Genomic DNA, 21,935 nt, shown 5'->3' with positions numbered 1-21,935 from the left:
TGAAATGTTGTGGTTGCCAGACCAACTTCATTCTATCACTAGGAGGTTCTTTCCTTTTCTCTAAGAATTTTTTATCGACCCCCAGTTTAACTGGGGGTTTAGTCATGCCTATTCGGCGTACAAAAAATAACAGATAGCTGATTTTAGATAATCAACTATCTGTTTTTTGATTTAATATTATTATATTCTAAGGTTGACTAATGATGCTCAACTCCCAATTCCCATCATATGGCCCGTTATAAAATAAATTTCCAGCAAATTTTGCAAATCCAAATTGATAAGAAGTTACCATTGAATCAGATACTTTACCTATCATCTCATTACCTGTAATAGCTTGTAATGGAAGAATAATTAACTCCACAGTCTTTTCTTCTGAAAGATTAGATTTAAAGCGGATATAATTTCCCCAACCGCCACCTTTCATACGTCCACCTTCACCTATTTCAGTAATCTCTAGCTGTTCATTCTTTTGTATTAGATCTTTAGCAGCTGTAATAAAGTTATTTACTCGTTCACGATGAAATGGCCGTTGCATTGTATCTCTAATATTAATAGTTACAAAAAGAATAGCCACCACTACTAAAAATATTAATAACAATTTTTTTCTCATAAAACGCCTTTTTTATATTAAAGTATATAAATAAAATAGCCCTTAACAATAAATACTTAAAGACCTAACCATAATATTAGAACTTGGAATCTTAAATTATACTGCTATTAAAAAGAAATTCTGCTACCTTGCGATTTAAACCTTCCAGGTGCTTCTGACAATTTCTTATACATATCAAATGTTTCAGATGGACCTAAACTTTCAATAGGTTGTAAGATCATCTTATCGCCGTAATACTGTTGTTGTAATCTAGTAAAATTACTTATAGTTGCAACATCTTCTAGATTTAAATAATATACAATAATTGTATTGTTCTCTTGATTGATAATAACATAGACATCATCATCCATCGCATAAATTTTATCATTAATAATGTCCATCGAAATACCTTTTTTAATAAGATAAACACTATAGGACTTATCAAAAATTGTATTGTATCTGCTATCGACTACATACCGATACTGTAAATCATGAAATAACCAACACCCACCTATAAAGAGAAATAGACCAAAAGTAATTACCAATACCTTTGATAGTTGTAGTAGACTCTTTAAAAAATCTATTATTTTATTCATATTTATATAATTGTAATATTTCTCCATAAACTCACTATAATATAACAACCTACAAAAGCTTTTATCCCTAATAATGAATTATAAATGCAATATTTCTAACCAATTATTACGAGCTAACAGTACACGATACCCATCATTCTCTGAATCCTTTGTTACATATACTCTATATGTTTCATTTTCATATACATAACGAGACGTCATCTGATCAACTAAAGTCCATTCTCCACTTAAGGGCTTTATTGATTTTATGTCTTTATGTTGTGAATCTTTCTTTATGCTTATTGATACAGCTATAGATAAGAGATTTCTTCTATTCGAATCATGTACATCTCCATCGATTATATATTGATCTCGTGGAAAAGCTGCATTTAAAACTTGCGTCAGTTCTATTCTAGACTGCTCAATAGTATCATTAAACAAAAACTTATAGCCTAATCCACAAATTAGCCATAAACTAAAACAGCCTAAAAATATGTACCAAACAATAGAATAAATTGTTCTATATTTCATACTTAAAATCCCTCTATGTTACCTATATACCAGATGCATTAAAAACCATACACGCAGCTAATTCGACAATCATGCCATATATGATTGGATTAGCAACTTTTCTATCTTAAAAGCCTAGAAATTAATGCATCAATATCACAAGTATCAACATAAACAATATAAATAGCCGTGGAGGAATTCTATATTTAATTAATATTTTATTCTCTTTCAGCCCCGAAAACTGTGGAAAGAAAAATAAAAAAATTAATATTACACACACGAAGAGAAAAGAATACCCTTCTTGAAAGAGCAATCTTTCTATTACATTCATAATTCCGTCCTAAACAAATAAATTAAATCATCTTATTTATTGTCAAAAACAAATTCCACTATAAACAATCCAATAAGCATGAGGATTGCAATAATTCGTGTTAGAGTTGATTCAATAGAACCTAGACGCTTAAAGTCACCATTAAAACGAATCCCTGTATATTGAGGAAATATTATTGCCCATAACAAGATTAAGGTCGCAAGTACCCAAGAATCAACAATTTTATTTATAAAATCTATTATTTCATCCACTAAATACAATAGTCTCTCCCTATATTAAATTTAATTTACCTCATTCGATCTAGATTATAATAGACCATTATCCATCAGTAACCCCAACAAAGTAAATATTTCTAAAAATAATAAGATACACAAAATAATCCTTACTACACGTCTCACTATAGGCTTAGCAGGAGCAAAAGATTCTATGCTATCATGATTCCCAATCAACTCAGGAATACAAATAAACGCAATAGTAAGACCTATAGCTTGAATTGCACCGCTAACCTCATAATTTGTATTATATAAATTTAGTAAAGAATCAAAGAACTCCATTTATATACTAAATCTCCTTATAGTTTAGATAATACAGAATTAATACAAGATTTAAATTATCGGTCTTTTTCTAATATAACGATTATAGCCTTAGTATTTATATCTCGTATAATTTCAATTTCAATCTTATCATCTAGATCATAGCCTATAAAATGCCGCTTTTTTACTTCACGCCATGTTATATGTTCTTCTGAAAGTATATCCTTTACTGTTTCCAAAGTAATACCTTCATATGTATTTTTAAAAATATATATCTGTCCATTTCTACCTGTAGCAAAGTGCTCTTCACCTACTTTATACGCAGATAGACCTACTAACTTTTGTTCATATACTGTTAGTTTTTGTATTTGCTCGGGCCTTTTAATATACGCATGTAAAGATATAGCACCCATTAATAAAAACCAAAATAAAGCAAATCCAATATAAAATTTAACCGTTAAAGGGGTTCGATCTAATATAGATTTTACACCGCTCCATACTTTCATAATGTCTCCTATACTATCAATTAATATTCATTTCACTTCTATATTTCAATTATATATTAAACCAACTTATATCACCAACGGATATTTTAATATTGTTATCTTTTATTTATTTTTATATTTAGCATTAACAAAGAATACTAAAGCTTGAGCTCAATTATTTATATTATATTAATACAAAAGCACCATCTAATAAGGGATCTCTTACGTATCGTATAGAATTCCCAATAGATGGTGCTTTTATTGCTCTAATTCAGTTGTTCAAATAAACATGTTCCACTCACATACAATGTAGTATATTAAACTACTTTATATTTCGTCGTGCCGCTAAGCTACCAGCGCTGTTAGCTAGGCCCGCTCGATTGATATGTGGATTCCCATGTTTGTACGTTTTTGGCTTGCTACTTTTATCTACTACCTTTGATTTCTCAAATTTAGTAAATAGATTATCTAGCTCGCGCAAGAGCGCACGTTTTTGTGAGTCTTTCAACTCGAATACTTCACCTTTATAGGCAATGTATTTATTTTTGAGCACAGGACTGAGATCATAGATGGGCTCGTGTTGTTCTCCATTTACATCTAACAGCTCATCCAAGGTCAATCCATAATAGCGAGACAGGGCACAGAGTGTATCTAAATCTGGTTCGCGATACCCTGTTTCGTAATTTGAAAGCGCCGCATTACTGATACCTACGGCCTTTGCTACTTCGATTTGGCTTTTGCCCATGCGCACGCGAGCACGCTTTAAGTTCTTATAAAACTGCATGTTCATCACCTACATCGATACATAAACAACTACAAACTATATACTTTCATAATAATGTATCACTATTTTTTAGTGTATCACTATTTTTTTAATGTATCACCGATTTTTTTGAAAGCTTCATCAGCTACGGCTAATGTGCGTTCGATTTCACTACTCTTATGGCAGATAGATACGAAGTTACTTTCATAAGGGCTTGGCGCATAGTAGATACCATGGCTCAAGTTATGGTGGAAGAACATTTTGAATTGTTCTTCGTTGCAAGATGCTGCATCATCAAAGTTCTTAACTGGTTTATCAGTGAAGAAGATAGTGAACATGGAGCCTACCCGTTGTACTACAACAGGCACATTGTATTGAGCTGCCAAGCGTTCAAAGCCTTCACAAAGGGTAATAGTTGCGTCTTCAACTTGTTTAAAGATAGTTGGATCCCGTTGCAAAATGGAAAGCGTTGCCAAACCAGAGGTTACGGCAATTGGGTTACCGCTCAATGTACCAGCTTGATAAATAGGACCAGCTGGTGCAATTTGGTTCATAATCTCACGAGCGCCGCCAAATACAGCAAGTGGCATGCCACCACCAACGATTTTACCAAGGCATGTAAGGTCTGGTTTAATATTGTAACGTTTTTGTGCACCGCCGCTACTAGCGCGGAAGCCACACATTACTTCGTCAAAGATCAATAATGCACCATGAGCCTTAGTTACTTCACGCAAAGTTTCAAGGAAGCCTGGTTCTGGAGGTACACAGCCCATGTTACCTGCTACAGGTTCTACGATAATCGCCGCAATAGTATCACCAATTTCATCAAACAGTTTACGAACCGCATCAGAGTCATTGTACGGCAAGGTTATAGTGTTTTCTGCTACACCTTGTGGAACGCCAGGGCTATCTGGTACACCAAAGGTAGCAAGGCCAGAGCCAGCTTTCACCAAGAGTGCATCGCTATGACCATGGTAACAGCCAACGAATTTCACGATTCGATCGCGACCAGTAAAACCACGAGCTACGCGCAAAGCACTCATAGTAGCCTCTGTACCAGAGTTAACGAGACGGATAACCTCCATAGATGGCATGAAGGCTTGCACCTTTTTAGCCAATTCTGTTTCTAGTAGTGTAGGTGCGCCATAGCTAGTGCCGCGAGGAATCGCCTCTTGCAAGCTAGCGATAACCTCAGGGTTCGCATGGCCCAAAATCATAGGGCCCCAGCTCAACACATAGTCGATGTATTCGTTGTTATCGATATCATAAATACGGCTGCCGCTAGCACTACTGATAAACGGAGGGTTAGAACCTACACTGCGGTAGGAACGAACAGGACTGTTTACGCCGCCTGGCATATAACGTTTAGCCTCTTCAAAGGCCTTTTCAGATTTACCGAGTTGGAACATGGTTTCTCCTTACTTTTGTAACCATTTAGCAATATCTATAGCATGGTACGTAATGATAATTTTAGCACCGGCGCGCTTCATAGAAAGCATTGTTTCCATAACGAGGCGTTCTTCGTCGATAAGACCAGCTGCAGCAGCGGATTTAACCATCGCATATTCGCCAGATACATTGTATACAGCTACAGGTAATTCATAGCGATCACGTGTTTCACGAACGATATCCAAGTAGGACAAGGCTGGTTTAATCATGATAATATCTGCACCTTCAGCGATATCGAGTTCGATTTCTCTGAAAGCTTCCAAGCGATTAGCTGGGTCCATTTGATAGGACTTGCGATCCCCAAATTTAGGTGCAGAGTTAACAGCACCACGGAACGGACCATAGTAAGCGGATGCATATTTTGCAGCATAGCTCATGATGGATACATTCGTGTACCCTGCCGCATCAAGGGCTTCACGGATAGCACCTACACGGCCGTCCATCATATCGGATGGAGCCACCATATGGGCACCTGCTTCTGCTTGGCTTACCGCTACTTTACAAAGCAATGGCAATGTTTCATCATTTAAGATTTCATGATCATCAATCATGCCACAATGGCCTGTTGTTGTGTATTGGCACAAGCAAACATCAGCTACCACCAATAGGTTTGGCACAGCTGCACGGATGGCTTTAATAGCTTGTTGTACAGGTTGGGACATATCCCATGCAGAGGAACCTTGTTCGTCCTTATATGTAGGAATACCGAAGATTTCTACCCCAAGAATACCAAGATCATATACCTCTTGAGCCATTTTTACAGCTTCATCAACGGATAAGTGGTATTGGCCTGGCAACGTATCGATTTCTTTTTTGATACCTTCACCAGGAACGATAAATAATGGATAAATTAAATCAGTTACGTCGAGTGTCGTTTCCCGTACCAAATCACGCATTTCTGGATTGATACGCAAGCGGCGAGGACGGTATGTTAAATCGTACATGTAATCCTCCTATAGGCCCTATAGGGCTCATTAAAATCTTAGAAGCTAGCTCCTATGAGATATTGTTATTCCATAAACAGAAACAACTATATGCTATCCTTATTAAGCCTTAGCATCATTTATGATAGCGTTAACTAAGCCATCAGTTGTATATACATCGCTGATGACAGCAGGTTTAAGACCTGCACTCATAGCTGTAGCAGCAGTGATAGGTCCGATGCAAGCAATCTTAGTATTGCCTAATAGTTTCAATGCATCATCGCCCAATAATTGGATTGTATTAGTTACTGTAGAGGAACTTGTAAACGTAATGTAGTCTACAGTACCTTCAGTCAATGCATTGATTAATGCTTCTTGTTGAGATGTATCTTGTGTAGTTTCATATAAACGCAAGATATCTACATCTATATCGTGATGACGCAAGGAGCGTGGAATTACATCGCGAGCTACTTTTGGTTGGATGAGCAATACAGAATCGCCTGCTTTGAGCTCTTCTTCAAGAGCCTCTACAGCAGATTCAGCTTTATAGTCTACAGGAATAATATCTGGAACAATGCCGTATTTTTGAAGTTCTCGAGCTGTAGCACAGCCAATAGCCGCCACTTTAGAATTACCTAATGCACGTGTATCCTTGCCCTCTTTATAAAGAGCATCGAAGAAGTAGCGAACCCCTTCACCAGAAGTGAATACGATGCATTGGTATTGTTTTGTATTATTGATGATACGACGATCTTCATCAAACAACTCCAATGGAGATGTTTTAATCGCTGCCGCTTCTATTACATTAGCACCTTGAGCTGCTAATTTTTCGCGGAATGCACTAGCTTGAGAGCGAGCGCGTGTTACAACAACGGTCTTGCCAAATAACGGTTTGTTATCGAACCATTGTAATTTCTCACGAAGGTTAACTACATCGCCTACTACGATAATAGCTGGCGCTTTTAATTGTGCCTTTTCTACGTCTTCTACTACATGTTCAAGGGTAGATACGAGAACTTCTTGAATCGTTTTTGTACCCCAACGAACAAGCGCTACTGGTGTAGAAGCTGGACGTCCATGAGCCATCAATTTTTCTGCAATAGTAGGCAAGTTGCCAACACCCATTACAAAGCAAAGTGTATCAACGGCTGTAGCAAGGCCTTCCCAATGAATGCCAGATACGGCTTTAGTTGGGTCCTCATGACCGGTTACAACAGCAAAGGATGTAGCCATAGCGCGTTGTGTTACAGGAATACCTGCATAAGCAGGGGCTGCAATTGGAGATGTTACGCCTGGTACGAATTCAAATGGTACACCAGCTTCCCCAAGAGCCATCGCCTCTTCACCACCGCGACCGAATACGAGTGGGTCGCCGCCCTTTAAGCGTGCAACGATTTTACCTTCTTTACCTTTTTGAACTAATAACTCGTTGATTTCCCATTGGTGCATTGTGTGATCTTTACATTGTTTACCAGCGTAAATCAACTCTGCATCTGGGCGAGCCCATTCTAACAAATGAGCATCTGCTAAATAGTCATATACAATTACATCTGCTTTTTCAATGCATTCGCGACCTTTTACAGTAATGAGTTTAACATCGCCAGGGCCTGCACCGATTAGATATACCATACCTGTCATTTTATGATTCCTTCCTCTATGAGAGCATCCACAATATGTTTGCCACCTTCTTCATATAAGGCTTTTGCAAGATTTTTACCAAGAATTTCAGCTTTTTTTGCTGGGCCAGAAATTTCTCCTTCGTACACAGTTTTACCGTCGAGGGACGCAATCATGGCCTTTAAGGTCAATTGACCTTTATTAATAGTACCATGTACCCCCATCGGCACTTGGCAACCACCATTTAACTGACGCAAGAAGCTGCGTTCCCCTTCAACAGCATAGCGTGTAGCTTCGTCGTTAATAGGAGCTAGCATTTCAAGCATTTCCGTATCGTCAGCACGACACTCGATAGCAAGTGCCCCTTGACCAACAGCAGGAATCATTTCATCCGCTTTAAATACTTGGGTAATTTGATCATCTAAGCCCAACCGTTTAAGACCGGCTTGTGCCAAGATAACGCCATCTAGTTTTTCTGTTTCAATCTTGCTCAAACGAGTTTGTACATTACCACGGATAACCTCGACCTTAAGGTCAGGACGGACATGTAATAATTGCGCTTGACGACGCAAGCTACTTGTACCGACGCGAGCACCTTGAGGCAATTTATCTAATGTTTTATACACGGGGCTCACAAGCGCATCGTAAGGCACTTCACGAGCAGAGATAGCACCAAGAGTTAGCCCTTCTGGCAACTCTGTAGGCATATCTTTCAAGCTATGTACGGCGATATCAATGTCGCCTTTGTGCATGGCCTCTTCTAGCTCAGCGGTAAATAAACCTTTACCACCAACTTGAGCCAGTGGTTTTTCCAAGATACGATCCCCTTTTGTATTAAAGTGAACTAGCTCGACCGTAATGTTTGGGTACAGACGTTGTAACTCTGCACTAATATGTTCAGCCTGCCATAGGGCAAGGGCACTTTTTCGCGTGCCGATTCGAATATGGTCTCTCATAGCCTTACCCTTCTTTCTCAAGATTAAACATATCTTTGAATAAATCCCAGTACAAACCTTCTTCCTCTGTACCAGCGATTTCGTTAAAGTGAATCATCGGTTCACGCAACATTTTGCGAATGATCATACGACTCATAGAGTCCATAATGCGGCGCTCCTTATCAGAAATATCAGGCAATTTCGCTAATGCGCGATGTAACTCACGACGGCGAATGCGTTCTGCTTTTTCTGTGAGCAATGCCATCATAGGGCGCACCGTTAAATAACTCAATTTATCTAATAATTCTTCAATAGCATCGTGAATGATAGGCTCTGCACGACGAGCTTCCTCTTCGCGCTGTGCCTTATTTTCTTCAACTACACTTTCAAGAGAGTCGATATTAAACAGGTAAATACCTTCCATATCTGCTACGGCAGGATCAATATCGCGTGGTACCGCAATATCAATCATAACGATTGGCTCACCCTTGCGAAGGGAGGTAATTTTCTTTGCTTCACGTTCAGTAATAATATAATGTGGCGCCCCTGTAGATGTAATGAGGATATCCGCATCTTTAGCGTAATCTACAAAGTTATCGAGCTTAACAGCTTTACCATTAAATCGCTCTGCTAGAGCCTCTGCCTTGGTAAAGGTTCTATTGGATACAAAAATCGTTTTTACGCCCTTTGCTTGTAAGTGCGTTGCGGTCAACTCACTCATAGTACCGGCCCCTAAGATGAGTACAGTCGCCTCAGGCAATGGCTTATCTAAGCTGTCCTCAGCTAGATTAACAGCGGTGTAACTAACGGATACAGGCGTATTAGCAATGCCTGTGTTCGTCCGTACCTTTTTACCAACGCTGATAGCACGTTGAAATAAAATATTGAAAATTGTGCCTGTGCAACCTGCGCTATAAGCCTGAATATAAGCCCCTTTTAATTGGCTCAAAATTTGACCTTCCCCCAACACAAGGGAATCAAGGCTTGCAGATACGCGGAATAGATGTTCAATGCAATCGCGCTCTTCATAGAAGAAAAAGGCATCTTCATCGATGTGGTCGGCACCTTTTAAATCCTTTAACACAGCCAGCATATATTCTTTAGGGAACTCTACACCTTCCAAAGCCGCATAGATTTCAGTTCTATTGCATGTAGACAATATAACGCATTCTGCTACACAGTCGAATTCATAGAGGCGGTTTAGTGCTGAAGCAACCTCGTCCTTATCAAACGAGAAACGTTCACGCACCTCAACAGCGGCACTTCTATGATTTAGACCTAATACCACTAATTTCATGGGCAAGTTTCTCCTCTATAGTCCTCCACTCTCCCTTGAGAATGGCTTCAAAAGTTTCTACAGTCAGATGGTTTCGCCAAAATTTCTGTCGAGCCTCTGGAGTAGGAAGTAGTAACTTTACTTCTTCTCTAAATATTTTAAGTCTAGGCATAGCCTTTTGCAACTGACCATAACGATTCATCATATCTTGCTTTACGAGGCGATTGATACGAGGTCCTACGTTATTAGCGCTAATAGCGATATGAAGATCACCTAGTTCAAGGGATGAAGGTACAGTAAATCTGCACGCACTAGGGGCATCACTGCGATTAGTCCAAACGCGGTGTTTTTTACCCATATCATATAACGTATCGTTTAATTCGCTATTATCTGTACAGATAAAGAACAAACTGCTCGTTATAATGTGGTGTTCATCATCCATTGTGAAAGCACGGTCGTACCACGTGATACGATTATCCTTTGCCCATTGGCAAATCCTATCTGTTACAGTGGGAGCAATCACCACAATGTTGCATGGCTCATCAATAAAGAGCTGCATTCGTCGCTCTGCGACCTTCCCGCCGCCAACGAATAGGATTGTATCTTCAGTTGTAGGTTGAAATGTTATGGATACCATGGCTGTCCTACTATATACAAAAAAATCGGCTTGATGGTCAAGCCGATTTTCAATTGCCTACATGAATCGTTTCAGATATACGCCGATACGCCCCTTACGAGATGTACCTGTAATGGCTTCTACCTTCATTCGGCCACGACCACGCATAGAAATCACATCCCCTTCTTTAACTTCTTGGGATGCACCCTTAGCTGGTTGCCAGTTTACTTGCAATAATCCTGCATTTATAGCGCTTACCAATTTAGTACGAGACACGCTAAAACCAGAACTTGCCACCGCATCTAAGCGCAAAGAAGCAACTGTAGTGCGGACTTCTTTAATTTTTTCTTCTTTTGGTGCAATATCTGATAGGTCAATAGCCTCTACAGATACAGAAACCATAGCAATTTTTGTGAAGTTTTGAATCACAAAGTCTGCTACGCTTTCATCTACCAAAATTTGAGCGCCCCCTTGTTGAACGATAACGTCACCAAATTTGGAGCGATCGATTCCAAGGCCCATCAAGGAACCCAGCACATCGCGATGGGTAAGCAATCGGAACCGTGGGTCCCAATTTACCTTAAGGGCGCGAATACCCATATCCACAGTACCATTAAAGTCGCTATCTACAAAGGCGATGCGGATACGTTCCGCCCCTTCATAGCCACCGTCTGTCTTAACGATAAGCTGTGGGTAGTTAGCCTTGATTGCGTCTGCAATGACAAGGCCTGCAGGGCTCGTAAAGTCCGCCACGCGGTACGGGCGACCTTTTACAACCTGCTCAGCCAAGTCTAGCATGCGGCGAGCTTCCTCACCACTGCCACTGGCTTCAAAATATCGTATTAATTTACTAGTATCTGCCAAAATTATTTCCCCAATTCATTCGACCGAGCAAGACATGCTACTACGCCGTCTTGGAGAGCACTGCGAAGTCCACCTTTTTCCATGGCACCAATACCGGCAATGGTCGTGCCACCTGGACTTGTTACTTGATCTCGTAATACTGCTGGATGATTGCCACTTTCAAGAGCCATCTTGCCTGCACCGTACATCGTTTGAGCCGCTGCCTTGATTGCCAAGTGACGAGGCAATCCGATGCGAACGCCCGCATCAGCTAACGCATCAAGAATGACGAACATATAACCAGGGCCCGCACCAGATAGTGCACCTAAGCGATCTAAATCAGCTTCGCTTACCACGGCCACTTCGCCGACAGCCTCAAACAAGGCTTGAACATCACGACCAAGGTCTGTATGTACATCATCCCCTGCAAGAGCCGTCATACCTGCACCGATAGAAGCCGGTGTATTTGGCATAGCTCTAAACCAGTTAGCTTGCGGAATCGCTGCATCTAGAGTATCTAAGGTGATACCTGCAGCAACGGAAATCATAACAGTCCCATAAGGTACTTCTTTTAACGTCTCTAATACAGATGGTAACACTTGTGGTTTTACAGCCAAGAGAATAGTATTGTACTCATGCACATTAGGCATAGTCGTAAAACCTACTACACCAAGCTCCTCTGTAAGAGCCTTACATTGTTCTTCGCGACGTACTAGAATGTGCGTATCACTTGCTTTCAACACGCCATGCTGTAATGCACCGCGCAATAAAGCGCCCCCCATCGAGCCAACGCCAATACATAAGGTTTTACCTAACATCGTTGTCACCACCGTTTATAGAGAAATTATTTGTTTTCCCAAGCGTATTCGTTTTGCTCAGTTTTGTTACTTTCATTATCAGAATAATCAATGGAAATATTTACAGGTACGCACATGAAAATGTCCTTACCCACCTTTTCCAATTTACCATCCAATGCAAAAGTCGCACCAGATACGAAGTCCACAATACGTGCTGCTTCATGAGGATCTGTATTTTCAAAGTTAATCAATACAGGACGCATGTCGCGTAATTGATGTGTAATATTTTCAGAATCTTCAAATACTTTTGGTTCAATTACAACTACTTTCATAGCTGTTGGACGTTGTGTCATCGTAGATTGGCCTCCTACCTTGCGTGGATGAAATTCAGATGCGCCGGATACTGGAGCTACTGGAGCTACTGGTGTAGGTTCCGCTTCATATTCCTCTTCATCTTCATAGTCATAATCATCATATTCATAGTCATCATCATTTTTGCCTAAGAATAAGTTTTTTGCTTTGTCTAAATAATCTCCCAATGCCATTTGGATTTCCTCCTAATACTTAACGCTATCGATTATCAGGCAACCCGAGCCTTAATCATACACACGTTCCCCAAAAATTGCTGTGCCTACACGAACGATGTTAGCCCCTTCTTCCAAAGCGACTTCAAAGTCGTGAGTCATCCCCATAGATAAATATTGAATCTGCCCCTCTTCAAAGTAGCCCTTCATATCCTCATACAAGGCATTTGCTACGCGGAAGATTGGACGTGCTTCCTCTGGATCGTCGAAAAATGGCGCCATACACATCAAGCCCCGTACACGTACATGAGGTAATGTCTTTGCATAGTCTCGTATTTCTGGAAACTCTTCAACAGTCATACCTGTTTTGGAGGCTTCTCGAGCTACGTTGACTTGCAACAATACGTCTTGCACCTTGTCGTGCTTTGTAGCGACCTTTTCGATTTCATCTAATAATTTACGGCTGTCTACAGAATGAATTAAATCAAACATAGGCACCGCTTGACGCACCTTATTAACCTGTAAATGACCAATCAAGTGCCATGTTAATGCTGGACCTTTATAGATGAGCTGTTTTTCTTTAGCCTCTTGTACTCGATTTTCCCCCACATGAGTAACACCGAGACGTGCGACCTCTTCCACCGCTGATACAGGGTGGTTCTTAGTAACAGCTACTAATAATGCTGTATCTACGCGACCAACGCGCGCCATGGCATCTGCCATACGCTGCTGTATTGCGTGTAGGGATTCTTCAATCATGTGATTCCCCTTCAATCTATATTTAAAAACCATAAAATATATTTGTATAGACTATTCTATTATATAGTATTTAGTATTGATTGTACATCATTTAGGTCTTATAAAGCCTATAAATCTATGTATGTATATACTACCGTTCTTGTAGCATACCAAATAAAGCCATGCGACCTGTTTTACCAGATTCCCGACGATAGGAATAACAATCTCTATCTGTTACTGTATCAGTACCGCCAATAGCGATATTTTCTTTAGGCACACCATTCACCATAAGTCCTTCGGCGATAAAGTTCCATAAGTTGATATAGGCTTTATCTAGTTTATCACCTGGATAGTTTACAATATCAGTCACACTACGATCGGTCATACCACGCCAAGCTAATTCAAAACGTTTCCCTAACTCTACATCTACTTCAAATGATTCTGGCCCAATGCTAGGTCCAAGATAGATATAACAATCTTTGAACTCCGTACCATACGCTTCTTTCATAGCCTCAATAGCAAGAACTGGCAAATGTCCTATCGCTCCGCGCCAGCCTGCATGTACCGTAGCGATAGCGTGATGGTTAGCATCATAAATACCTACAGCTACACAATCAGCAGTAAATAAAAATAGCGGTATATTCGGTAATTTTGTAAATACAGCATCACAATCGGCTATGGCTGTATCCTCTCCAAAGGCTCCAGCACCAACGAGATCTTCTGTGATTTCTACAGCTTTTAAACCATGTACTTGATTACCACAAGAGATTCGATCTGGTTCAACACCTAAATATTCAGCAATAATAGCACGGTTTTCATGAACATACTTAGGCTCATCCCCTACGTGAAATGCTAAATTTAGTGATTTATAGGGCTCTTGAGATACACCACCATGGCGGTACGTATCACCTATTGTAATAGGAAAACGATCTGCCCAATTAGGAGTTTCATAAGACCAAGTACCATGAGGTCCTTTAACATCTATACGTTTTACAGATTGATTCATAAGTGCCTCCTATTTACATACACCACATCGCTTACAGCCTTGCACACACGGCGGTGTATACGCTTCATCCACAGAGCGCTTCCATTCCATTTCAAGATATCCATCGTCCATCCCCATGTCGAGGTGACTCCATGGTAAGAATTCATCAAAGCTTCGTTCACGATAGTTCATCTCGTCCATATCTAGGCCTGCTGCCTTCATTTCAGCCTTGAAGGACTTACTGCCACGATCTGCTGCACATGCCGCAAGAACAGCGCCAAGACGGCGATCACCACGAGCTAGTATACCTTGGATATATGCCTCTTTAGGTGATTCAACGAGCACCTCGATACGACGATTCTTTTGCAATGCTTTTTTAATATATTGAAGTTTTTTCTCTACCGTTTTTTGATTATCCATAGCCATCCATTGGAATGGTGTAAAAGGCTTCGGAATAAATGGATTGATACTGAGCGTTAAACGACCTTTACAGCCTACCTCGGCCATATGGGCTTGCGTCCGTTCTGCAAGACCTACAATTGCTTCAATATCCTCGTCAGTTTCCGTTGGCAACCCAATCATAATGTAGAGTCGCATATGTTGGATACCAGACTTAGCAGATAAAGTGGCAGCATTTTGTAAATGCTCTTCGCTAATGCCCTTATTGATGACGCGCCGCAATCGTTCACTGCCCGTTTCTGGTGCAATGGTAATCGTCTTTTGCCCACTATCTGCCAAGCCATCTACAACGGCTTGCGTCAAAGAATCTGCACGCAAGGATGCGCAAGAATAACGCATATCTTTAGAACGAATATAAGTAACTAACTCATCTACCTCTGGATAATCAGAAATAGCGGCCCCCATAAGGCCTACCTTTTTACCTAATTTCTCTGCTCTATCTACGCCTTCTTTTAGTATTTCTAAAGGTCGTACGCGCGGTACACGGAAACAATAGCCTGCCATACAGAATCGACAATGCCGTCCACAACCACGTGCCACCTCGATGATGTACATAGCGCCAAATTCTGTATAGTTTGTTGCTACTACGGTTTCGCCGCCACTAGTGAGCATTTCAAAGTGGCGTTTAATCGTCTTCGGCGCACCGTCTGCAATATCATAGCCTTTAAAGCCCCCATCTTCGCTATAAATCGGCACATATAAGGATGGGACGTACACGCCAGATACATTCGCTAATTGACGCAAAATAGCATGTCGATCTAGACCCTCCATTTTGCCATCGCGAATGATATCTAGAACGCGACTAACGATACCTTCCCCTTCACCGATGATGAAAGCATCGATAAAGTCAGAAAATGGCTCAGGATTAAAGGTAGCACATGGGCCACCGGCAATAACGATAGGATCAAATTCGGTGCGGTCCTTCCCCATAATAGGTACGCGTCCATGACGTAACATCAACGGAATATGAAAATAGTCCATTTCAAAGGTCACGTCAAAGGCCACCACATCAAATTGATGCATAGGCCGCTGTGTTTCAACACTCATCAACGGTGTCTTAGTCTTATCGTATGCTTCTAATTCCTTTTTCTCAGGCAAGAAGATACGTTCACATACGCTATCATTGCGTAAGTTGATTTCCTCATAAATAATGTGGAGACCAAGATTACTCATGCCTACAAAATATGTATTAGGATAGACGATAGCTACCTTCTGCCCTGCATGAGGGTTTACCGTTACCCGACTATCTTCGTCTTTATATAATGCTTGTAATCTATCAATTAAATCTTTACGATTCACTAATTTCCTTTCTATATAAGCCCACTACGAATAGTGGGCTTAAAAACATTTTATATATCGTTTGTATGTCTATATTTGTATGTCTATAAGAGTAGTATATAATACTTATCTTAACTATACTATAAGACCAAGAAACATTACAATTTAGATTTCAATTTATCCTTTGTATGAGAGGTCTTATCTTTAAGTGTTTTTACAATTTGAGGACGATGTTTTCTTTCATACGGATAGATGACTACCTCACCATCTTTGTATTCAGCAATATATACATCTTTTATTTTATACCCTTGCTTTTCAACCTCTTCTTCAAGCCACTCTTCTTCTTTTTCAATTACAGCTAATGTAAAATGATTAATCTGACCATCATCAATAAGGTCAAATTTAATATTTTCATCACCAAATTGAACAACGCTTAACTGACCATTTTGTTCTAGTACAGCACGTTTTACATCAGTTACATATTGAACACCAGCAGTACGCAATTTCAATTTAAGCTCTGCAGCTTGAATACCATAGCGCATACACTCTTCAGTTAACACGTGACCTTTTTCAATTACAATAACTGGGTGACCATCAAGAATGGTTTTGAAGAAACTAAGATTGCCTTTTAAGAATTTAAGAGACATTACAAGAATAGTCCACAAAATGAGAACTAACATAAATTGTAAAATACCAATTTGATCATTATAAATGATGGCACCGATAATACCACCAAGTACATAGTTTTGTAATTGGTCCAAAGCAGAGGTTGGCGCTAAGTTGCCCTTCCCCATTAAGTTGATTTGTAAGATAATCGCCAAGAGACCGATGGCGAGTTTGGCAAAGACCATTCCATAGACGGCCATAGCTTCTGTCATTTACGCTCCTCCTTATGGTAATACGTCCGCTTTATCATGAATACGCTCTGTTGGGCTCACCTTATACACACGAGTAATTGTATAGGTTGAAAATTCTGGATTAAACTGAACCTCATAATAATCATCGCTTACCTTTAAAATCATACCATTGCGAATTTTTAAGGAGTTGACTGCTAATTGCTCACTTGGTACAGAACGATCAGCACTAAAAGAATGTAAAAATTGAGCCATACGAGAAGAATCTTCAGAATAAGTTTTCATCCGATTATACTCTTGGTATTCAAGCCCTAAGAAGAACACTACAATTAAAGACAAGATAACCATCAAGTCACGATAGCGACTAGTAAAGCCATTTCGCAGAACTTGTATGCCCAAAACGAGTAGTGCTAATAAAACAGCAACAAAGATAATAAAGCCCCATGTTTGGCCCCCTACAGCCAAACTTTCAACATAGGATAATGTGTAGAAATCCATATCGTTCTCCTTTCATAGATTACTTTTTATTATACCATACCTTATGCCAATATTTTCGATATAACAATGTATAGTACCAAGAAATATATTATAAAACGATAAAAAAGCGACCCCCTTAGGAGTCGCTTTGGTATGCTTTATCTTACAAGAGATTACTAAATAATACTCTTATTTCAACCAGCTCATCAAGTTGCGAAGTTCTGCACCAACTGGTTCGATTGGATGGTTAGCAGCTGCTTCACGATGTTCTTTAAGGAATTTTTGACCATTTTTGGAATCAGCCAAAAATTCGTCAGCGAATTTACCAGATTGGATATCAGCCAAGATTTGTTCCATAGCTTTTTTAGTATCTGCAGTAATTACGCGAGGACCTGCATGGTAGTCACCATATTCAGCAGTGTTGGAAATGGAGTGGCGCATTTTTTGGAAGCCACCTTCGTAGATAAGGTCTACGATCAATTTCATTTCATGCAAGCATTCGAAATAAGCGTTTACAGGTTCATAACCAGCTTCTGTTAATACTTCAAAACCAGTTTTAATCAATTCAGTAACACCGCCGCACAATACAGCTTGTTCACCGAAGAGGTCAGTTTCAGTTTCAGATTTGAAGTTAGTTTCCAAGATACCGGAACGGCCACCACCGATACCAGAAGCCCAAGCCAATGCAACTTCTTCAGTATCACCAGATGGATCTTTTTCTACAGCGTACAAGCAAGGAACACCGGAGCCTTCTTGGTATGTACGACGTACTAAATGACCAGGGCCTTTAGGAGCTACCATGAATACGTTGATGTCTTCACGAGGTACGATTTTACCAAAGTGAATGTTGAAGCCGTGAGCAAATGCCAAGTATGCACCTTGTTTCAAGTTAGGAGCGATATCTTGTGCATATACGTCTGCTTGTAATTCGTCTGGAATCAATACCATAACGATGTCAGCACCTTTAACTGCTTCTGCAGTTTCTTTAACTGTAAGGCCTGCTTCTTCTGCAGCTTTCCAGCTAGAAGAACCACCACGAAGACCAATTGTTACGTCCATACCATTTTCTTTCAAGTTCAATGCATGCGCATGACCTTGAGAACCGTAACCTAAAACTGTAATTTTTTTGCCTTCCAATTTGCTCAAATTACAATCTGCATCATAATAAACTGTAGTACCTAAAATTTTACCTGCCATACTAGACAACCTCCAATATATATTCAATAGAATATTTAATATATATACTGTACACAATCTCACAAATAAATGCAAGATTTGTAGTGTATATCGTAATTTATCGAATAGTCAAATAGACTAATCTACAACTTAAATTTGTACCCTTTTTGTATTAAGAAAAAATGAATTATCCCAGTTTTAGTTCTTACTTAACTATAATCCATGGGCGATTTTTCTCCCATACAACAGATACATCAATACCAAATACGTCGCTTAGAATTTCATCTGTCAAGATGTCTCGCTTCTTGCCTTTATACACAATGAGGCCATCTTTAATAATAGCTACATGTGTAATACTGGGCATAATCTCTTCAATTTGATGAGATACATAAATAAAAGGCTTATGCTCCTCTCGTGCCATATTCTCAACAGTTCTTAAGAATTGCTCGCGAGCAGGCAAATCAAGGCCAGAGCAAGGCTCATCTAGAATGAGCAAATCTGGATTAGCCATAATAGCCCGTGCTAATAATACGCGGCGCTGTTCACCAGCAGATAGTGTATGAAATCTATGGCCTTCCAAATAGGACAAACCAAACTCAGACAATAATTGCAGTCCTCGTTCGCGCACCTCAGGATCTACCTTCTGATAGATACCGATACTATTAAAGGCACCAGAAATAACAACATCTTCTACGACTTGTTTATCCAAGGTGGACTGGAATTGTCCAAGCGCCGAACTAACAAAGCCTAATCGGGCCTTGATCTTAGGCCACGCATATTTACCAAATTCATGACCAAATACGCGTAATAGTCCTGTTGTAGGAATTTGGTAAGCTGGAATCATGCTGAGCATCGTCGATTTACCAGCCCCATTGAGACCTAATAAGGCCCAATTCTCCCCTTCTTCAACATGCCAATTAATGCCTTTTAAAATTTCGCGACCTTCACGACGAAACTTGACGTCTTCATAATGGAGTAATTCACTACTCACACAACCATCTCCTAAATCTTTTCTCCACGGCTCATTGCGGTAATGCCAGTTTTGGCAATTTCAAGGACACCATAAGTTTCCATAATTTGAATGAAACCGCGTAATTTTTCTACGCTACCAATTACTTCAATAATCATAGAAGTAGGAGAAATATCGAGCACATTGCCACGATATACATCGGCAATTTGTACAATTTGAGAGCGTGTTGCAGCAGTTGCTTTTACCTTGATAAGCATTAACTCACGGCACACCACATCATGATCTTCAAAGACTTTAACCTTTACAACATCAATGAGCTTGTAAATTTGTTTTTGAATTTGATCCAAGATGCGATCATCTGCCTCAACGGTGAGGGTAATACGAGCGTAGCCTGGTGTATTTGTAATACCAGATGTCATCTTTGTAACATTAAAACCACGACGGTTAAAGAGTGCCAATATACGTGCACCAATGCCTGCTGTATTTTTTGCAATTACTAAGACTTGATGTTCTTTCGCCATTATAGCACCCCTTTCTTGCCCATCATACCACTTACGGTACCGCCAGCTGGAATCATCGGCAATACATTATCTTCTCTTGCTACACGACAATCCAAGATGATACTTTCATCAGATGTAATGAAAGATTTAAATTCTTTATTGAAATCCTCTACATTATCGATACGAGCGGCTTTCAAATCAAAGGCATCTGCCAATTTCAAGAAGTCTGGACTCGTTTCCAAATCTACATAGGAATAACGGCGGTCATTAAAGATTTGTTGCCATTGACGAACCATGCCAAGGTAACCATTATTAATGATAACAATCTTAATTGGTAAATTATATTGGCGAACCATCATGAGCTCTTCGAAGGTCATTTGGAATCCACCATCACCAACAACAAGGATAACTTGTTTATGAGGTGCCCCCACTTGAGCCCCAATGGCAGCTGGTAAACCATAGCCCATAGTACCTGCACCACCAGATGTAACAATGGTATGAGGTTTTTTATGAGTTAAGAATTGAGCCGCCCACATTTGATGTTGGCCTACGTCAGTTACAATAACTGCATCCTCTTTGGCAATCTTGTTAAGTTCAGACAATACATATTGTGGATGTAATACACCATCTTTAGATTCAGGAATTACCATAGGATATTCCGCTTGCCATTCACGAATTTGTCCGATCCACGCTTCATGAGTTGTAGGTTCTACAAGCGTATTAAGTTCTGATAAAACTCGCTTCAAGTCACCTACAATTGGTACGTTAATAGTAACGTTTTTATCAATTTCCGCTGGATCGATATCGATATGAATGATTTTAGCTTTTTTACAGAAGAAATCTGGATGACCTGTAATGCGGTCGTGGAAACGAATACCAGCTGCAATAACAAGGTCTGCTTCTTCTGTACTATTATTAGCCGCTACAGAGCCATGCATACCCACCATACCAAGAGCAAGCTCATGGTTACCTGGGAAACCACCAAGGCCAACTAATGTATTTGTTACAGGAATTTGAGCCTTTTCTGCCAATTCCTTTAACTCATCCATAGCGCCAGATTTCAATACACCAGCACCGGCAATGATGAGCGGACGTTTCGCATTTTTAATGAGTGTAGCCGCTTTTTTAATTTGCCCTTGATGACCTTTATAGGTTGGATCATAACCTTCAAGATGGATAGGTACTTCATATAATTTATTGTATTCTGTCATGGATATTTTTTCTGTTTGAATATCCTTTGGAATATCAATAAGAACTGGCCCTGGACGACCTGTACTAGCAATAAAATACGCTTCTTTGATGATGCGAGGTAAATCGCGAATATCTTGAACAAGATAGTTATGTTTTGTAATCGGCATGGTAATACCTTGGATATCTGCTTCTTGGAAGGAATCCTTACCAATAAACGGACGACCAACCTGACCAGTAATGGCCACCATAGGTACAGAATCCATGTAAGCAGTCATAATACCTGTAACAAGATTAGTTGCACCAGGACCGGACGTAGCAAGGCATACGCCTACTTTTCCAGATACGCGGGCATAACCATCTGCTGCATGGGCTGCACCTTGTTCATGACGAACAAAATAATGTTTAATTTCAGGGAAGCTATAAATTTCATCATAAATTGGAATTACCGCGCCGCCTGGATAACCGAACATGTCGGTTACACCAAGGCGATGCAATGTTTCAAGGACAATGCGTGCCCCATTGATTGTTTCTGCGCTCATAG

General features: G+C 39.9%; 25 protein-coding genes. All 25 read right to left on the bottom strand.

Annotated elements, in window-relative coordinates; all coding sequences use genetic code 11:
• Positions 1 to 187: 187 nt before the first annotated feature.
• Positions 188 to 610, bottom strand: coding sequence for a hypothetical protein (locus MOQ65_RS06685; protein WP_257847015.1), 423 nt, complete (start codon positions 608 to 610; stop codon positions 188 to 190).
• A 107-nt stretch (positions 611 to 717) separates the two neighbouring features.
• Positions 718 to 990 carry a hypothetical protein gene (locus MOQ65_RS06680; protein ID WP_257847014.1) on the bottom strand — a complete coding sequence of 91 codons (273 nt, stop codon included), beginning with the start codon at positions 988 to 990 and terminating at the stop codon, positions 718 to 720.
• Between the two features lie 273 nt (positions 991 to 1,263).
• Positions 1,264 to 1,695 carry a hypothetical protein gene (locus tag MOQ65_RS06675; RefSeq protein ID WP_257847013.1) on the bottom strand — a complete coding sequence of 144 codons (432 nt, stop codon included), beginning with the start codon at positions 1,693 to 1,695 and terminating at the stop codon, positions 1,264 to 1,266.
• 342 nt (positions 1,696 to 2,037) lie between these two features.
• Positions 2,038 to 2,265, bottom strand: coding sequence for a hypothetical protein (locus MOQ65_RS06670; protein WP_257847012.1), 228 nt, complete (start codon positions 2,263 to 2,265; stop codon positions 2,038 to 2,040).
• 45 nt (positions 2,266 to 2,310) lie between these two features.
• Positions 2,311 to 2,559: a hypothetical protein gene (locus tag MOQ65_RS06665; RefSeq protein WP_257847010.1), complete on the bottom strand. Its 249-nt coding sequence runs from the start codon at positions 2,557 to 2,559 to the stop codon at positions 2,311 to 2,313.
• Between the two features lie 56 nt (positions 2,560 to 2,615).
• Positions 2,616 to 3,044 carry a hypothetical protein gene (locus tag MOQ65_RS06660; RefSeq protein ID WP_257847009.1) on the bottom strand — a complete coding sequence of 143 codons (429 nt, stop codon included), beginning with the start codon at positions 3,042 to 3,044 and terminating at the stop codon, positions 2,616 to 2,618.
• 301 nt (positions 3,045 to 3,345) lie between these two features.
• Positions 3,346 to 3,807, bottom strand: coding sequence for a helix-turn-helix domain-containing protein (locus MOQ65_RS06655; RefSeq protein ID WP_257847008.1), 462 nt, complete (start codon positions 3,805 to 3,807; stop codon positions 3,346 to 3,348).
• Positions 3,808 to 3,887: 80 nt separating this feature from the next.
• A complete protein-coding gene (gene hemL, locus MOQ65_RS06650; protein WP_257847007.1) occupies positions 3,888 to 5,195 on the bottom strand; it encodes a glutamate-1-semialdehyde 2,1-aminomutase in 1,308 nt (435 codons plus the stop codon).
• A gap of 9 nt (positions 5,196 to 5,204) precedes the next feature.
• Positions 5,205 to 6,179: a porphobilinogen synthase gene (gene hemB / locus MOQ65_RS06645; protein ID WP_039969007.1), complete on the bottom strand. Its 975-nt coding sequence runs from the start codon at positions 6,177 to 6,179 to the stop codon at positions 5,205 to 5,207.
• Between the two features lie 102 nt (positions 6,180 to 6,281).
• Positions 6,282 to 7,796: a uroporphyrinogen-III C-methyltransferase gene (cobA, locus tag MOQ65_RS06640; RefSeq protein WP_257847006.1), complete on the bottom strand. Its 1,515-nt coding sequence runs from the start codon at positions 7,794 to 7,796 to the stop codon at positions 6,282 to 6,284.
• On the bottom strand, positions 7,793 to 8,731 hold the full coding sequence (gene hemC, locus MOQ65_RS06635; RefSeq protein ID WP_257847005.1) for a hydroxymethylbilane synthase: 939 nt from the start codon (positions 8,729 to 8,731) through the stop codon (positions 7,793 to 7,795). Before hemC ends, cobA begins: the two co-directional genes overlap by 4 nt.
• 4 nt (positions 8,732 to 8,735) lie before the next feature.
• Positions 8,736 to 10,007 carry a glutamyl-tRNA reductase gene (hemA, locus tag MOQ65_RS06630; RefSeq protein ID WP_257847004.1) on the bottom strand — a complete coding sequence of 424 codons (1,272 nt, stop codon included), beginning with the start codon at positions 10,005 to 10,007 and terminating at the stop codon, positions 8,736 to 8,738.
• On the bottom strand, positions 9,976 to 10,623 hold the full coding sequence (locus tag MOQ65_RS06625; protein WP_156719956.1) for a precorrin-2 dehydrogenase/sirohydrochlorin ferrochelatase family protein: 648 nt from the start codon (positions 10,621 to 10,623) through the stop codon (positions 9,976 to 9,978). The genes hemA and MOQ65_RS06625 overlap by 32 nt, the downstream gene beginning before the upstream one ends.
• A 57-nt stretch (positions 10,624 to 10,680) precedes the next feature.
• Complete coding sequence (locus MOQ65_RS06620) at positions 10,681 to 11,466, bottom strand: YlmH family RNA-binding protein (protein WP_005385583.1); 786 nt, start codon at positions 11,464 to 11,466, stop codon at positions 10,681 to 10,683.
• 2 nt (positions 11,467 to 11,468) lie between these two features.
• The gene (proC, locus tag MOQ65_RS06615; protein WP_156719957.1) at positions 11,469 to 12,263 is read right to left on the bottom strand and encodes a pyrroline-5-carboxylate reductase; all 795 of its coding nucleotides are present in this window, start codon (positions 12,261 to 12,263) and stop codon (positions 11,469 to 11,471) included.
• A gap of 26 nt (positions 12,264 to 12,289) precedes the next feature.
• Complete coding sequence (locus MOQ65_RS06610) at positions 12,290 to 12,787, bottom strand: cell division protein SepF (RefSeq protein ID WP_105089674.1); 498 nt, start codon at positions 12,785 to 12,787, stop codon at positions 12,290 to 12,292.
• A gap of 51 nt (positions 12,788 to 12,838) precedes the next feature.
• Complete coding sequence (locus tag MOQ65_RS06605) at positions 12,839 to 13,525, bottom strand: YggS family pyridoxal phosphate-dependent enzyme (protein WP_257847003.1); 687 nt, start codon at positions 13,523 to 13,525, stop codon at positions 12,839 to 12,841.
• A 130-nt stretch (positions 13,526 to 13,655) separates the two neighbouring features.
• Positions 13,656 to 14,510 (bottom strand): purine nucleoside phosphorylase YfiH/LACC1 family protein, encoded by an 855-nt coding sequence (locus MOQ65_RS06600; RefSeq protein ID WP_257847002.1) that lies wholly within the window; start codon positions 14,508 to 14,510, stop codon positions 13,656 to 13,658.
• Positions 14,511 to 14,519: 9 nt separating this feature from the next.
• Positions 14,520 to 16,247, bottom strand: coding sequence for a radical SAM protein (locus tag MOQ65_RS06595; RefSeq protein WP_257847001.1), 1,728 nt, complete (start codon positions 16,245 to 16,247; stop codon positions 14,520 to 14,522).
• 137 nt (positions 16,248 to 16,384) lie between these two features.
• The gene (locus MOQ65_RS06590) at positions 16,385 to 17,104 is read right to left on the bottom strand and encodes a DUF421 domain-containing protein (RefSeq protein ID WP_257847000.1); all 720 of its coding nucleotides are present in this window, start codon (positions 17,102 to 17,104) and stop codon (positions 16,385 to 16,387) included.
• A 12-nt stretch (positions 17,105 to 17,116) separates the two neighbouring features.
• On the bottom strand, positions 17,117 to 17,578 hold the full coding sequence (locus MOQ65_RS06585; protein WP_105084900.1) for a DUF3290 family protein: 462 nt from the start codon (positions 17,576 to 17,578) through the stop codon (positions 17,117 to 17,119).
• Between the two features lie 168 nt (positions 17,579 to 17,746).
• On the bottom strand, positions 17,747 to 18,754 hold the full coding sequence (gene ilvC, locus MOQ65_RS06580) for a ketol-acid reductoisomerase (RefSeq protein WP_004695212.1): 1,008 nt from the start codon (positions 18,752 to 18,754) through the stop codon (positions 17,747 to 17,749).
• A gap of 184 nt (positions 18,755 to 18,938) precedes the next feature.
• Positions 18,939 to 19,724, bottom strand: a complete 786-nt coding sequence (locus MOQ65_RS06575; protein ID WP_105089681.1) for an ABC transporter ATP-binding protein — start codon at positions 19,722 to 19,724, stop codon at positions 18,939 to 18,941.
• Positions 19,725 to 19,735: 11 nt separating this feature from the next.
• Positions 19,736 to 20,224 (bottom strand): acetolactate synthase small subunit, encoded by a 489-nt coding sequence (gene ilvN, locus MOQ65_RS06570; RefSeq protein WP_060924499.1) that lies wholly within the window; start codon positions 20,222 to 20,224, stop codon positions 19,736 to 19,738.
• A complete protein-coding gene (gene ilvB, locus MOQ65_RS06565) occupies positions 20,224 to 21,933 on the bottom strand; it encodes a biosynthetic-type acetolactate synthase large subunit (RefSeq protein WP_257846999.1) in 1,710 nt (569 codons plus the stop codon). Before ilvB ends, ilvN begins: the two co-directional genes overlap by 1 nt.
• Positions 21,934 to 21,935 lie beyond the last annotated feature (2 nt).

This window comes from Veillonella faecalis (genome assembly GCF_024677885.1).
Taxonomy (GTDB): Bacteria; Bacillota; Negativicutes; order Veillonellales; family Veillonellaceae; genus Veillonella; species Veillonella nakazawae.
This window is presented reverse-complemented; position numbering and strand designations above follow the sequence as displayed.